Here is a 13,810-nt window from a genome sequence, read left to right on the forward strand (position 1 = left end):
CTTCGCACGTTGTGGAATGGTGGCCGCCGTGCTGCTGCTGTCCGCCTGCGGCCGCGGCGTGACCAGCACGCCGGGTGATGCGCCGAATCTTGAAAAGTGGGTGGAGGGTGAGCGTGCGCGACCGGCACAGCCACTGGAGCCGCTGCCGGTGATGCAGCAGTTCGAGACCTTCGAATACTCCGCGCAGGGCATGCGCGATCCGTTCACCGATGCCTGGACCAATCCGCAGCAGGGGAATGGCGGATTGCGTCCGGATCCGAACCGGCGCAAGGAGCCGTTGGAAGGCTTCCCGCTGGATGCACTGGACATGGTCGGTACCATCGGCACCGGTGCAGGCACCGTCGCGCTGGTGATGGGGCCGGACAAGGTGACCTACCGGGTGCGCCCGGGCGGTTACCTCGGGCAGAGCGACGGGCGGATCACGGCGGTCTTCGAAGACCGCGTGGAGCTGATCGAACTGGTGCCGGATGGCGCGGGCGGCTGGCTGGAACGGCCGGCAACGCTCTCGCTTGAAGATCAATGATCGTTTACTGGGGATAGCACGATGACCTTTCACCAAGCCAAGGGGCTGCGTCCCATCCGGCGCTCTACCTTGAACCGTGTCAGCGCGTTGGGAGTCGCGCTGATGCTGGCCTGCGCTCCGGCGCTGGCCGCGGCACCGGCGGAAAAGCCGGTGGGCGCCACCGTGGCCCCGGCGACAGCGCCGGCGGGCCTGTCTGTGGCAAAGATTGATTTCAAGCGTGGCGATGACGGCGCCGGGCGCCTGATCGTCCAGTTCGACGGCCAGGGCGCGGTCCCGGACCTGCGCACGCAGGGCAACAGCGTGGTGGTCGACGTCGGCAATGCCCGACTGCCGGCCAACCTGCAGAAGCCGATGAACGTCACCGACTTCGCCACGCCGGTGCAGCGCATCGACGCCAAGCCGTCCGGTGCCGGTACCCAGCTGGTGCTCAGCACCGGTGGCGCAGTGGAGTCGCTGGCTTACCAGAGCGGCAACGAGTACGTGGTGGAGATCAGCCCGCGGCAGGCTCCGGCCGCTGTCGGTGCGGTCACTGCCGGCAGCGTCACCCAGGCGGCCAAGGCTGTCGGCCAGCGCGGTTTCACCGGCAAGCCGGTGACCTTCAACTTCCAGGACGTGCCGGTGCGCACGGTGCTGCAGTTGATCGCCGAGGAATCCAATCTCAACGTGGTGGCGTCCGATTCGGTACAGGGCAATGTGACCCTGCGCCTGGTCAACGTGCCGTGGGACCAGGCGCTGGACATCGTGCTGCGTGCCAAGGGCCTGGACAAGCGCCGCGACGGCAGCGTGATCTGGGTGGCGCCGCAGGCCGAACTGGCCAAGTTCGAGCAGGAGAAGGAAGACGCGCGCATCGCCATCGAAAACCGCGAAGACCTGGTCACCGATTACGTCCAGATCAACTACCACAGCGCCACCCAGATCTTCAAAGCGCTGACCGAGGCCAAGGGCATCGGTGGCGGCGGTGGTGGCGGCAATGGTGGTGGTGGCGGTTCGTCGCAGGAGGACAGTGGTTTCCTGTCCTCGCGCGGCCGCATCGTCGCCGATGAGCGCACCAACACGCTGATGATCAGCGACATCCCGAAGAAGATCGCGCGCATGCGTGAGCTGATCGGGGTGATCGACCGCCCTGTGGACCAGGTGCTGATCGAAAGCCGCATCGTCATCGCCACCGATACCTTCGCCCGCGAGCTGGGTGCGAAGTTCGGCATCAGCGGCAGCCGCGACAACGTGTACTTCAGCGGCAGCCTGGATGCCAATGCCGAAACCCGCAAGTCGCAGGTGGACACGGCACTGGCCAACGAGAAGGCGGTCCGCGAGTGGCAGGCCGGTGGCAGCGTCGGCCCGGCGCCGATTCCCAGTGGCTCGACCATCAAGCGCGGCCTGAACTGGAATCTGCCGGTGGCAGCGGCCAACAACCCCGGCTCGCTGGCGCTGTCGATCCTCAACGCAGGCTACCTGCTGGACGTGGAGCTGTCGGCCATGCAGGAAGAGTCACGTGGTGAAGTGATCTCCAACCCGCGCGTGGTTACCACCAACCAGCGCGAGGCGATGATCAAGCAGGGCAAGGAAATCGGTTACGTCACCATCAGCGGCGCCGGTGCTGCCGGTGGCGCCGGTTCCACCCCGAACGTGCAGTTCAAGGAAGTGGTGCTGGAGCTGCGGGTAACCCCCACCATCACCAACGACAACCGCGTGTTCCTCAACATGCAGGTGAAGAAGGACGAAGTCGACCGCCTGATCGAACTGCAGGGCTACGGCACGGTGCCGTCGATCAACCGCCGCGAGGTCAATACTGCGGTGCTGGTCGAGGACGGGCAGACCGTGGTCATCGGTGGTGTGTACGAGTTCACCGACCGCAGCAGCATCAGCAAGGTACCGTTCCTGGGCGACGTGCCGTTCCTGGGCAATCTGTTCAAGAAGCGCGGCCGCAACAAGGACAAGGCCGAGCTGCTGGTGTTCGTCACCCCGAAGGTGCTGCGCGTGGCCAAGCAGAACTGAGCCCGCGCCACCGGCGAAACGAAGAAGGGCCGCCATGCGCGGCCCTTCTTCGTTTCCACAAGTAGATCCCCGCCATGCGTGGATGGGCCGTTCAGCCGTTCTTGATGCCAATCGCAGAGCACCCTGCGATGATGTCGGGAACCCGTGCCGTCCCGCGCCGGTCAAAGGCCCCCATGAACCTGCCACCGCCGATGCCCGAATCCGCCACGCCGCCGCCCGCGCCGGCCGCCTCCCGCCTGCATGGCGCCTTCACCCAGCTGCGGGACGCCCTGTCGGCCGAGATCGTCGGCCAGGCGGCACTGGTCGAACGCCTGCTGATCGCGCTGCTGGCCGATGGTCACCTGCTGGTGGAAGGCGCTCCGGGCCTGGCCAAGACCACGGCGATCCGTGCGCTGGCCTCGCGCCTGGAGGCTGACTTCGCCCGCGTGCAGTTCACCCCGGACCTGCTGCCGGCCGATCTGACCGGTACCGAGATCTGGCGCCCGCAGGAAGGCCGCTTCGAATTCGTACCTGGCCCGATCTTCCACCCGATCCTGCTGGCCGATGAAATCAACCGCGCGCCGGCCAAGGTGCAGTCGGCACTGCTGGAAGCGATGGGCGAGCGCCAGGTCACCGTTGGCCGCCACACCTACGCGCTGCCGCCGCTGTTCCTGGTGATGGCCACGCAGAACCCGATCGAGCAGGAAGGCACCTTCCCGCTGCCCGAAGCACAGCTGGACCGCTTCCTGATGCACGTGCGCATCAGCTACCCCGATCAGGCCGCCGAATCGGAGATCCTGCGCCTGGCCCGCGAGCGTGCCCGCGGCGCGCTGGGCGAGGCAGCACCGGCACCGGAGAAGCTGCCGATGCAGGATGTGTTCGATGCCCGCCGCGAAGTGCTGGACCTGCACATGGCGCCAGCGCTGGAACGCTACCTGATCGAGCTGGTGCTGGCCTCGCGTGATCCGTCCCGTTATGACGCTGGCCTTGGCCGTCGCATTGCCTGGGGGGCAAGCCCACGTGGTTCCATCGCGCTGGAACGCTGCGCGCGTGCGCGTGCCTGGCTGGCTGGCCGCGATTTCGTCACCCCCGATGATGTGCGAGCGGTTGCCGCCGATGTGCTGCGCCATCGCGTGCTGCCCAGCTACGAAGCTACCGCTGAAGGCTGGGATGGCGAACGCCTGGTGCAGGAGCTGCTGGCCCGGGTGCCGGCACCCTGAGCCTGCGCATGACCGATCCATCCCTGCACGACGTCTCTTCCGTCAGCGACGGTGACGGGCTGCGCCCGCAGCTGGCCGAGCTGGTGGCGCTGCGCCGCCTTGCACAGCGACCGCCGCCGCCACGCCGTGGCCGTGCCGGCAACGCGGGCCAGGCACCTTCCCCGCTGCGCGGCCGCGGCATGGAATACGCCGAGTCGCGCGAGTACGTGGCCGGTGACGATGCTCGCCATATCGACTGGCGGGTGACCGCGCGTACCGGCCGTGCCCACACCAAATTGTTCCAGGCCGAGCGCGAGCGGGTCAGCCTGATCGTGGCCGATACCTCGCCGGCCCTGTACTTCGGCACCCGCGTGCGCTTCAAGTCGGTGCAGGCTGCACGTGCGGGCGCCGTTGCCGCGTGGTCGGCGCAGCGTCGTGGTGATCGCATCGGCGCCCTGCGTGGCAGCGACCGTGAACCACCGATTGCACCGGCAGGAGGCCCCCGTGGCGTGCTGCGCGTGCTGGATGCGCTCACCCGCTGGTACGCGCAGCCCCCGGCCGATGACCTTGGCCTGGAGCGCGCGCTGGACCATGCGGCCCGCGTGCTGCGCCCGGGCGCGCGCATGCTGGTGCTGGCCGATCCGCAGCAGGCCATCCATATTCCACCTGCGCGCTGGAGCGCGCTGGCCCAGCACCATGACCTCAGCCTGGTGCTGCTGGTCGATCCGTTGGAGATGCAGCCGCCCTCGGCCGCGCTGCAGTTCCAGACCGCGCAGCAGCGTATCGGCCTCGACCTGCGACGCAGCGAGGTGCAGGCCCATTGGCAGGCCCACTTCGTCGAACCGCTGCAGGAACTGCGACGCCAGCTTGGCGCGCGCCGTGTTGATGTGCAGGTGCTGTCCACCGATGCGCCCAGCGATGCCTGGCTGGCACCCTCCCCCACCGAGGTGCCGGCATGAGCGCCAACCTGCCGCTGCGCGATGTGCAGCTGCCGCCGGCCCCATCGTGGTGGCCACCGGCGCCAGGCTATCTGATGATCGGCGGTGGGGTGCTGCTGTTGCTGGTGGCGTTGGCCTTGCTGCGGTGGCAGCGTCGCCGACGTCGCCAGCGCTGGTTGCAGCTGTTCGACCAGGAGCTGGCGACCACCGCCGATGCTGCTGCAGAACTGGCGGCAATCGCCGGACTGCTGCGTCGCGCCGCGCGCCAGGCACAGCCCGGCAGTGAATCCCTGCGCGATGATGCGTGGTGGCAGCGTGTGGATCCGAAAGGCACGCTGCCCCCGGCACGTCGCAGTCTGCTGGCGGAAGGCGCCTATCGCCCACGGGTGGACGCCAGCGATGTGGCGGCGCTGCGCAGTTGGGCGCGCGAGCGCTATCTGGCCATGCTGCTGGAGCGGCGCCGATGAACCTGCTGGCAAGTTACTGGCCATGGCCGGACCTGCAGCTGGCGTGGCCGCTGGCCCTGCTGGCGCTGCCGTTGCCGTTGCTGATGCGCTGGTGGAAGCGTCGTGCCGATCCCGGCGCTGCGCTGCGCGTGCCCTATGCGGCGACGGAACTGGAAGCGCTGGCCGGAGGCGGCCGCGTTGATGTTTCGTGGCTGCGTACGCTGCTGTTGTGGCTGGGCTGGTGCGCGCTGTGCGTCGCGCTGGCTCGCCCGCAACAGCTGGGCGAAGCGATCACGCCACCGCAGCAGGGCCGGCAGATGATGCTGGCGATGGACGTGTCCGGCAGCATGGGCGAGGGCGACATGGTGCTGGGTGGGCAGGCGGTGGATCGCCTGACCGCAGCCAAGGCCGTGCTGGCCGATTTCCTTGATCGTCGTGCCGGTGATCGCATCGGCCTGCTGATCTTCGGCGACCGCGCCTACACGCTTACACCGCTTACTGCCGACCTGGCCAGCGTGCGTGACCAGCTGCGCGACAGCGTGGTCGGCCTGGCCGGGCGCGAGACGGCCATCGGTGATGCCATCGGCCTGGCAGTGAAACGCCTGCGCAGCCAACCCGAGGGACAGCGCGTGCTGATCCTGCTGACCGACGGCGTCAGCAACGCCGGCGTGCTGGAACCGCTGCGCGCGGCGGAAGTGGCCCGCGCCGAAGGTGTGCGTATCCATACCGTGGCATTTGGTGGTGATGGCAGCATGCGCCTGTTCGGCATTCCCATATCCGCCGACCAGGATCCGGTCGACGAGGCTACGTTGAAGAAGATCGCGAGCATGACCGGCGGCCAGTTCTTCCGCGCCCGCGACACCGCGCAGCTGGCCGGCATCTATGCCGAACTGGATCGGCTGGAACCGATCGCAGCGAAGGGGCCGAGCCTGCGCCCGCGCGAAGAGCGCTATGCCTGGCCGTTGGGTCTGGCGTTGTTGCTGGGCGCATTGGCATGGGTGTGGCCGGAGCGTCGCCGATGATCGCGTTGGCTTCCCATCTTCCCGACTGGAATGCGCTGCACTTCCTGCGCCCGGAATGGCTGTGGGCCCTGCTGGCGTTGCCGGTCATTCTTGCGCTGGCGTTGTACCGGCAGCGGCGCAGCGATGTGTGGCGAACCGCGGTGGATGCCCACCTGTTGCCGCATCTGCTGGCTGCGGGCAAGCGCCGGCGTGCACGCCTGCCCTGGGCCGTGCTGCTGGGCTGGACGCTGGCCTCGCTGGCCATGGCCGGACCGAGCTGGCGGCAGCAGGCGCAGCCGATGTTCCAGGCCAGCGCACCGCTGCTGGTGGTGCTGGATCTGTCCAGCCGGATTACCGCCACCGATCTGCCGCCCTCGCGCCTGCTGCAGGCGCGGGCGAAGGTGGGCGAGCTGCTGCGCGCACGCCAGGGCGGCCAGGTGGGCCTGGTGGTCTATGCCGAAGATGCCTACACCGTGGCGCCGCTGACCGACGACGGCAGCAACGTTGCGCTGTATCTGGACGCGTTGTCGCCCGATGTGATGCCACGTGATGGCCAACGTGCCGACCGCGGCATCGACTGGGCGACGCGGTTGATGCGCCAGATCGGGGCATTGCGGGGGCAGATCCTGCTGGTCAGCGATCAGGCGGATGATGAAGCGGCACTGGCCGCAGCGCAGGCGCGCAGCCTCGGCCTGCAGGTGTCGGTACTGGGCCTGGGCACGCCCGCTGGTGCGGCGTACCGGGATGGCAGTGGGCAGATCCGCCAGGCTGCGCTGGACGAAGGCAGCCTGCGTGCAGTGGCCACCGCAGGCGGTGGCCGCTATGCCCGCATCGCCGCCGATGACAGTGACCTGCACGCACTCGGTGTACTTGATGCACGCGAAGGTACCGCGGCGCAGCGGCCGGGCGAGGGCAAGCATAGGCGTGATGAGGGGTTCTGGCTGGTGCCACCGGTGATGCTGCTGGCGCTGCTCGCCTTCCGTCGCCGCGCGGTGCTGGCGGCCGTGCTGGCAGTGGGCCTGCTGCCGTGGATGGGGAATGTGCAGGCACAGGCACCTCCAGCGGCCGCTTCGCAGCCCGTGCAGGGCACGCTGTGGAAGCGTGCTGATCAACTGCAGCACCAACGCTTGGCGGAAGGCGTACAGGCTTACCGCAGTGGCGACTTTGCCAACGCACGCAAGCAATTCGAAGGCATCGACAGCGATGCCGGCTGGTACAACCTTGCCAATACGCTGGCGCGCCAGGGCAACTACGACGAAGCCATTACCGCCTACGACCGCGCGTTGGCGCTGCATCCCGGCATGGCCGATGCGGTCGCCAACCGTGCCGTGGTCAATGCCGCACGCAAGCGCAAGCCGCCGGGTGGCAAAGGCCAGGATCAGCAGAAACCGCCGCAGAACGGGCAGCAGAAGCAACCGCAGAACGGCCAGGGCCAGCAGCCGCAGCAGGGCCAGCAGAATCCCGGCCAGGGCCAGCCGCAATCGGGCCGCCCGCAGGGCCAGCCCAAGCCCGGTGACGACCAGAGCCAGTCGAGCCCGCAGCCCGGCGAGCGTGGCCGCGATGGCCAACAGGCGCCACCACAGGTGGAAGATGCCAAGGCGCAGGCCCAGGCTGATGAGCAGCAGCGCCAGCGCATGCAGCAGGCAATGCAGCAGGCACGTGAGGGCAAGGGCGAACAGGATGGCAAGCCCGTGCCAGGCAGTGACGGCAGCACCCCGCGCCAACGCGAGGAGCAACAAGCGGTGGAGGCCTGGATGCGGCGCGTACCGGATGATCCGGGGGCACTGCTGCGGGCCAAGTTCCAGCTGGAAAACGAACGCAGGAAGAGGGAAGGGCGATGACGCGGGCGATCAACATGCACGGGCGCTGGCCACTGCAGGTACTGGCGGCACTGCTGCTGTGGCTGCCGCTGCTGGCCTGGGCGCAGCCGCGCGCGTGGCTGGACCGCGACCGCATCGCGATGGGCGACACGGTCACGCTCAATGTCGAGAGCGACCAGGGCGCGCCGGACTTCACGCCATTGCGTACCGACTTCGATCTCAGCGGGCAGACCAGCAGCCGCCAGGTGGAGTGGAGCAACGGCAGCATGCAGCAGCGCAACCTGTACGGCGTGGCGTTGACGCCACGGCGCAGCGGTGCCCTGGTGGTGCCGGGCCTGCAGGTGGGCAGCGTACGTACCGCGCCGCTGACCCTGCAGGTGGATGCCGCTGCCGTGGCCGGCCCTGACAGCAATGCGGTGGCGTTCATCGAAACCGTTGTCGATGACCAGACACCGTATGTGCAGCAGAGCGTAGGCGTGGTGGTGCGGCTGTATTTCGCTTCGCAGCTGGCCTCCGGCGAACTGGTGCTGGATACCCCGGCAGGCGCGTCATTGCAGCGGGTGGGCGATGATCGCACCGATGTGCGACAGGTCAATGGCCGCCGCTACAACGTGGTCGAGCGGCGCTTCCTGCTGATTCCGGAGCGCAGCGGCGCGTTGCGCCTCGCCGGTGCCCGTTTCAGCGGGCGCAGCGCGGGCGGCTTCTTTGATGACTTCTTCGGTGGTGGCGACGGGCGCATGAATGCCACCGGCGCTGACCGCACGTTGCAGGTGCAGGCACAGCCGGCACAGGCGCCGCAGCCATGGCTGCCACTGCAGAGTCTCCAGCTGCGCTACACCAGTGCGCCGACCAGTGCCCGTACCGGCGAAGCGGCCAACGTGGTGGTCGAGGCGATTGCTGAAGGCGCGACCCGCGCGCAGTTCACCGACCTGCCGGTGCCGGATGTCGGCGCCAATGCGCAGGTGTTTGCCGAACCCGCGCAGTACGAAGAGACCTTCAACGGCAGTACGCCGCGGCTGAAGATCACCCGCCGTTATTCGATCGTGCCGCGCCAGCCGGGCGCGCTGGCGGTGCCTGGGCCGCGCTTGCCCTGGTGGGACGTGCGCAACGGCAAGGCGCAGGAGGCGAAGCTGCCGGACCTGACACTGACGGTTGCGGCCGGCACCGGCACGGTCACTGCCTCACCGGCAACGTTGCCGCCGATCGACACCGACGCCGCATTGCCGGGCACCGATGGCCAGGACAGCCGTATCGCGGCCACCGATCCGCGCGCCAGCGGCCTGGCCGAGCGTCCGTGGCCGTGGATGGCGGCGGCCATCGGTCTGGCGCTGCTGTGGCTGTTGACCCTGTTGTGGGGCTGGCAGCGAGGCCGGCGCCCGCGTGCAGTGACGCCTGTCGCTGGCAAGCCCTCTGTGCCGACTGTGGCGAGCGGACGTGCCGGCCTGGCCGAACTGCGCCGCGCGCTCGATGGCGAGGGGTTCGACCAGGTTGAAGCACAGCTGTGTGCGATGGCCGGCGTTGAACGCATCGAACAGGTCATCGCGCGGCTTGAGGATGCAGCCCAGCGCCAGGTGCTGCAGGACCTGCAGCAGGCACGCTGGGGCGGGCAGGGTGATCTGGCGCCGCTGCGTGCGCGCCTGCGCGAAGTCTTCCGTGACGGACCGCACTGGTCGACGGACGCGGGTGCCGTCGACACTGGGCTGGCGCCGCTGTATCCGCCACGGCGAACCTGAACCGGCGCCGCTTGCGCGCTTTGTTAGAGTGCATTCATTTTTCGAGGAAACCCGCGTATGACAGCAGCTGCTGCCGACAAGAAGAAGTTGCCCCTGCATTGGAAGATGGGCATCGGCTTTGCGATCGGCCTGGTCCTGGGACTGATCGTGCACGCCCTGGGCGGCAGCGTCGATGGTCTGCAGGCCGGTGCCAAGTGGGTAATGGACTACGTCACTACCCCGGCATCGGGCCTGTTCCTCAACCTGATCTTCATGCTGATCGTGCCGCTGATCTTCTCGGCGCTGATCATGGGTGTGTCGGAGATGGGCGACATCCGCGCCCTCGGCCGCATCGGCTGGAAAACGCTGGCCTACACCGTGCTGCTGTCCGGCATTGCCGTGGGCATCGGCCTGGTGCTGGTCAACCTGCTCAAGCCGGGTGCCGGCGTTGACCCGCAGGTCGCCGCGATGATGTTGTCGGAGAACGCCGAGCGCAGCAAGGAGATTGTCGCGGGCATCCATGGCACGCCGAAGGGCATGGACATGCTGCTGTCGATCGTGCCGAGCAACGTGCTGCAGGCTGCGTCTGACAACGGTGCGATCCTGTCGCTGATGTTCTTCGCGCTGATGTTCGGCATCGGCATGGTGCTGACCGACAACGAGAAGGTCGCCCCGCTGCGCCGCGCCATCGAAGGCGTGTTCGAAATCTCGATGACCCTGATCAACCTGGTCATCCGCCTGGCCCCGTATGCGGTGGCCTGCTTCATGTTCAACCTGGCCGCGCTGTTCGGCTTTGAGCTGATCATCCGCCTGGGCGCCTACGTGGGCGTGGTGGTGCTGGCCCTCGGCCTGCACATGGTGGTGACCTACGGTACGGCCGTATGGCTGTCCGGTCGCTCGCCGCTGTCGTTCTTCCGCGATACCCAGGAAGCGACGGTGATGGCGTTCTCCACGGCCTCCAGCAACGCCACCCTGCCGACCGCGCTGCGCGTGGCCGACCAGATGGGCCTGCCGCAGCGCGTGTCGCGCTTCGTGCTGACCGTGGGCGCCACCGCCAACCAGAACGGCACCGCGCTGTTCGAGGGCGTGACGGTGATCTTCCTGGCCCAGTTCTTCGGGGTGGACCTGAGCATCGGCCAGCAGATCATGGTGATGGCGGTCTGCATCCTCGGTGGCATCGGCACTGCCGGCGTGCCGTCGGGCTCGCTGCCGGTGGTGGCGATGATCTGCGCGATGGTGGGCGTGAACCCGCTCGGCATCGGCCTGATCCTGGGCGTGAACCACTTCCTGGACATGTGCCGTACCGCGCTGAACGTGACTGGCGACCTGGCCCTGACCACGCTGGTGGCCAAGGGCGAAGGCCACGATGGCCCGGCGCTGGGCCCGCAGCAGGACTGAGTCCGGAGCCACTGCTGGCGACCTGATCGGGGTCGGATTCCTTTCCGCAAAGAAAGGGATTCGACCCCTTTTCACATGCGGAATCCGGCGGAGATCATGAAGTGCCGGCCAGCGGCCGCCACGACCGGGCACGGTGAACCGACCCCCGGCCCGACGACTATGGGACAATAGGCCGCCCGCACGTCCGCGGCCGCCTCCCGATTCCGACAGAACCATGACGCAGCCTACCCGTCGCCAGTTGGCCAACGCCATCCGCTTCCTTGCCGCCGATGCGGTTGAAACCGCAAAGTCCGGCCACCCCGGCATGCCCATGGGCATGGCCGACATCGCCGAAGTCCTCTGGAACGACTACCTCCGCCATAACCCGAGCAATCCGCACTGGTTCAACCGCGACCGTTTCGTGCTGTCCAACGGCCACGGTTCGATGCTGCAGTACGCGCTGCTGCACCTGAGCGGTTACGACCTGCCGATCGAGCAGCTGAAGCTGTTCCGCCAGCTGGGCAGCCACACCGCCGGTCATCCGGAACGCCACGAGACCCCGGGCGTGGAAACCACCACCGGCCCGCTGGGCCAGGGTTTCGCCAACGCCGTGGGCTTTGCCCTGGCCGAGAAGCTGCTGGCACAGCGCTTCAACCGCCCGGAGCTGGAAGTGGTCGACCACCGCACCTGGGTGTTCATGGGCGATGGCTGCCTGATGGAAGGCGTGTCGCATGAAGCGGCGTCGCTGGCTGGCACCTGGGGCCTGCACAAGCTGGTCTGCTTCTGGGACAACAACCACATCTCCATCGACGGCAACGTCGAGGGCTGGTTCACCGACAATACCCCGGAGCGTTTCGAGGCCTATGGCTGGAACGTGGTCCGCGATGTTGATGGCCACGACCCGGAGAGCATCAAGGCCGGCATCGAGGCCGCGCTGTCGCAGAGCGACAAGCCGACCCTGATCTGCTGCCGCACCACCATTGGTTTTGGTTCGCCGAACAAGGCGGGCAAGGAATCCAGCCACGGCGCACCGCTGGGCAAGGACGAGCTGGAGGCCACCCGCAAGCAGCTGGGCTGGGAGTACGGTCCGTTCGAGATCCCGCAGGCGATCTACGACGGCTGGCGCGCCAATGGCGCCGGCACCCTGCGCCAGGCCGAGTGGGAACAGCTGTTCGACAAGTACGCCAGCCAGTACCCGGGCGAAGCCGCCGAACTGACCCGCCGCTCGCACGGCGAGCTGCCGGCCGACTTCGTTGCCAAGGCCGATGCCTACATCGCCCAGGTGGCCGCTGAAGGCCCGACGATCGCTTCGCGCAAGGCCTCGCAGCTGGCCATTGAAGCCTTCGCCCCGCTGCTGCCGGAAATCGTCGGCGGCTCGGCCGACCTGGCGCACTCCAACCTGACCCTGTGGAAGGGCAGCAAATCGGTTGCCAGCGACGACGCCAACGCCAACTACGTGTACTACGGCGTGCGCGAGTTCGGCATGACCGCCATTGCCAATGGCCTGGCCCTGCACGGTGGTTTCATTCCGTTCGACGCCACCTTCCTGGTGTTCAGCGACTACGCCCGCAACGGCGTGCGCATGAGCGCGCTGATCCCGGCCCACGCCATCCACGTCTACACCCACGACTCGATCGGCCTGGGCGAAGACGGCCCGACCCACCAGCCGGTGGAGCACCTGGCCTCGCTGCGCTACATCCCGAACAACGACGTGTGGCGTCCGTGCGATGCGGTCGAGTCGGCAGTGAGCTGGAAGGCCGCAATCACCCGTCAGGACGGCCCGAGCTGCCTGGTGTTCAGCCGCCAGAACCTGCCGCACCAGCCGCGCAGCGCCGAGCAGATCGCCCAGATCGAACGCGGTGGTTACGTGCTGGCCGATGCTGCCGGCACCCCGGACGTGATCCTGATCGCCACCGGTTCGGAAGTCTCGCTGGCCACCGAAGCCAAGGCCCAGCTGGACGCGGCCGGCCTCAAGACCCGCGTGGTCTCGATGCCGTCCACCGACGTGTTCCTGCGCCAGGATGCGGCCTACCGTGAATCGGTGCTGCCGAATGCCGTGCGCAAGCGCGTGGCTGTGGAAGCCGGCGTCACCGGTTTCTGGCGCCAGTTCGTCGGCCTGGACGGTGCCGTGATCGGTATCGACACCTTCGGCGCCTCGGCCCCGGCCGACCAGCTGTACAAGCACTTCGGCATCACCACCGCCCACGTGGTGGAAGCGGCCAAGTCGCTGTAAGCAGCATCGCAGCGTGATGAAGGAAAGGCCGGCGCACGCCGGCCTTTTCTTTGCCGCAGGAAAAAGGGGACGGAGGGGATTAAGTCGTATGTGCACATACGACTTAATCCCCTCCGTCCCTTTTCCCTTTGTCCGGCATGCTCCGCTCGGCGGTGCCGCTGTCGCGTTGGCCTCCTCATCTGACCTGCGATGTCTGCGAAAAGGAGGGCTGCCGAGGCTCCCTCAGAAGTAGGCATGGACAGCAAAAGCGGCGCGAAAACACACGGCATACTTGCGATGTGTAAGGTGTTGCCTTACACTTGCGGCTCATGATCGTCAGCTTCAGGCACAAGGGCCTGAAAGCGCTCTATGAGCGGGGCGACATTTCGGGAGTCCGTGCGGATCATGTGGCTCGGTTGCGGCGTTTGCTTCTGCAGCTGGATCAGGCCCGGCTGCCTGGAGACATGGGTCTGCCCGGCAATCGCCTGCACCCTCTGCGGGGAAGCTATAGCGGCTACTGGGCTGTAAGTGTCTCGGCGAGTTGGCGATTGGTGTTCCGTTTTCGTGGGCTCGACGTCGAACTGGTCGATTACCTTGATTACCACTAG

Annotated in this window: 11 protein-coding genes; all 11 read left to right on the forward strand. The window is 67.6% G+C overall.

The annotated features are described in order from the left end of the window. The first annotated feature begins 16 nt into the window (after positions 1-16). The 11 genes from HLA98_RS05700 (at position 17) to HLA98_RS05750 (ending at position 13,810) form a co-directional block, all read left to right on the forward strand. Entirely contained in the window at positions 17-523 is a 507-nt protein-coding gene (locus HLA98_RS05700; RefSeq protein ID WP_057501398.1) for a pilus assembly protein PilP, read from the forward strand. A gap of 21 nt (positions 524-544) precedes the next feature. Beyond that, the gene (locus HLA98_RS05705; RefSeq protein ID WP_057501397.1) at positions 545-2,518 is read left to right on the forward strand and encodes a type IV pilus secretin PilQ; all 1,974 of its coding nucleotides are present in this window, start codon (positions 545-547) and stop codon (positions 2,516-2,518) included. A gap of 173 nt (positions 2,519-2,691) precedes the next feature. Then, positions 2,692-3,717, forward strand: coding sequence for an AAA family ATPase (locus HLA98_RS05710; RefSeq protein ID WP_057501396.1), 1,026 nt, complete (start codon positions 2,692-2,694; stop codon positions 3,715-3,717). An 8-nt stretch (positions 3,718-3,725) separates the two neighbouring features. Further along, positions 3,726-4,655: a DUF58 domain-containing protein gene (locus HLA98_RS05715; protein WP_057501395.1), complete on the forward strand. Its 930-nt coding sequence runs from the start codon at positions 3,726-3,728 to the stop codon at positions 4,653-4,655. Next, positions 4,652-5,101, forward strand: a complete 450-nt coding sequence (locus tag HLA98_RS05720; RefSeq protein WP_057501394.1) for a DUF4381 family protein — start codon at positions 4,652-4,654, stop codon at positions 5,099-5,101. The genes HLA98_RS05715 and HLA98_RS05720 overlap by 4 nt, the downstream gene beginning before the upstream one ends. Next, positions 5,098-6,102 carry a vWA domain-containing protein gene (locus HLA98_RS05725; protein ID WP_057501393.1) on the forward strand — a complete coding sequence of 335 codons (1,005 nt, stop codon included), beginning with the start codon at positions 5,098-5,100 and terminating at the stop codon, positions 6,100-6,102. The genes HLA98_RS05720 and HLA98_RS05725 overlap by 4 nt, the downstream gene beginning before the upstream one ends. Continuing rightward, complete coding sequence (locus HLA98_RS05730; RefSeq protein ID WP_129550639.1) at positions 6,099-7,922, forward strand: tetratricopeptide repeat protein; 1,824 nt, start codon at positions 6,099-6,101, stop codon at positions 7,920-7,922. The genes HLA98_RS05725 and HLA98_RS05730 overlap by 4 nt, the downstream gene beginning before the upstream one ends. Next, a complete protein-coding gene (locus tag HLA98_RS05735) occupies positions 7,919-9,634 on the forward strand; it encodes a BatD family protein (protein WP_129550640.1) in 1,716 nt (571 codons plus the stop codon). The genes HLA98_RS05730 and HLA98_RS05735 overlap by 4 nt, the downstream gene beginning before the upstream one ends. Positions 9,635-9,691: 57 nt before the next feature. Further along, entirely contained in the window at positions 9,692-11,011 is a 1,320-nt protein-coding gene (locus HLA98_RS05740) for a dicarboxylate/amino acid:cation symporter (protein WP_088480094.1), read from the forward strand. Between the two features lie 214 nt (positions 11,012-11,225). Continuing rightward, complete coding sequence (tkt, locus tag HLA98_RS05745; protein ID WP_129550641.1) at positions 11,226-13,223, forward strand: transketolase; 1,998 nt, start codon at positions 11,226-11,228, stop codon at positions 13,221-13,223. Positions 13,224-13,531: 308 nt separating this feature from the next. Beyond that, positions 13,532-13,810: a type II toxin-antitoxin system RelE/ParE family toxin gene (locus HLA98_RS05750; RefSeq protein WP_032962148.1), complete on the forward strand. Its 279-nt coding sequence runs from the start codon at positions 13,532-13,534 to the stop codon at positions 13,808-13,810.

This window comes from Stenotrophomonas africana, assembly GCF_013004645.1.
Classification (GTDB): Bacteria; Pseudomonadota; Gammaproteobacteria; order Xanthomonadales; family Xanthomonadaceae; genus Stenotrophomonas; species Stenotrophomonas africana.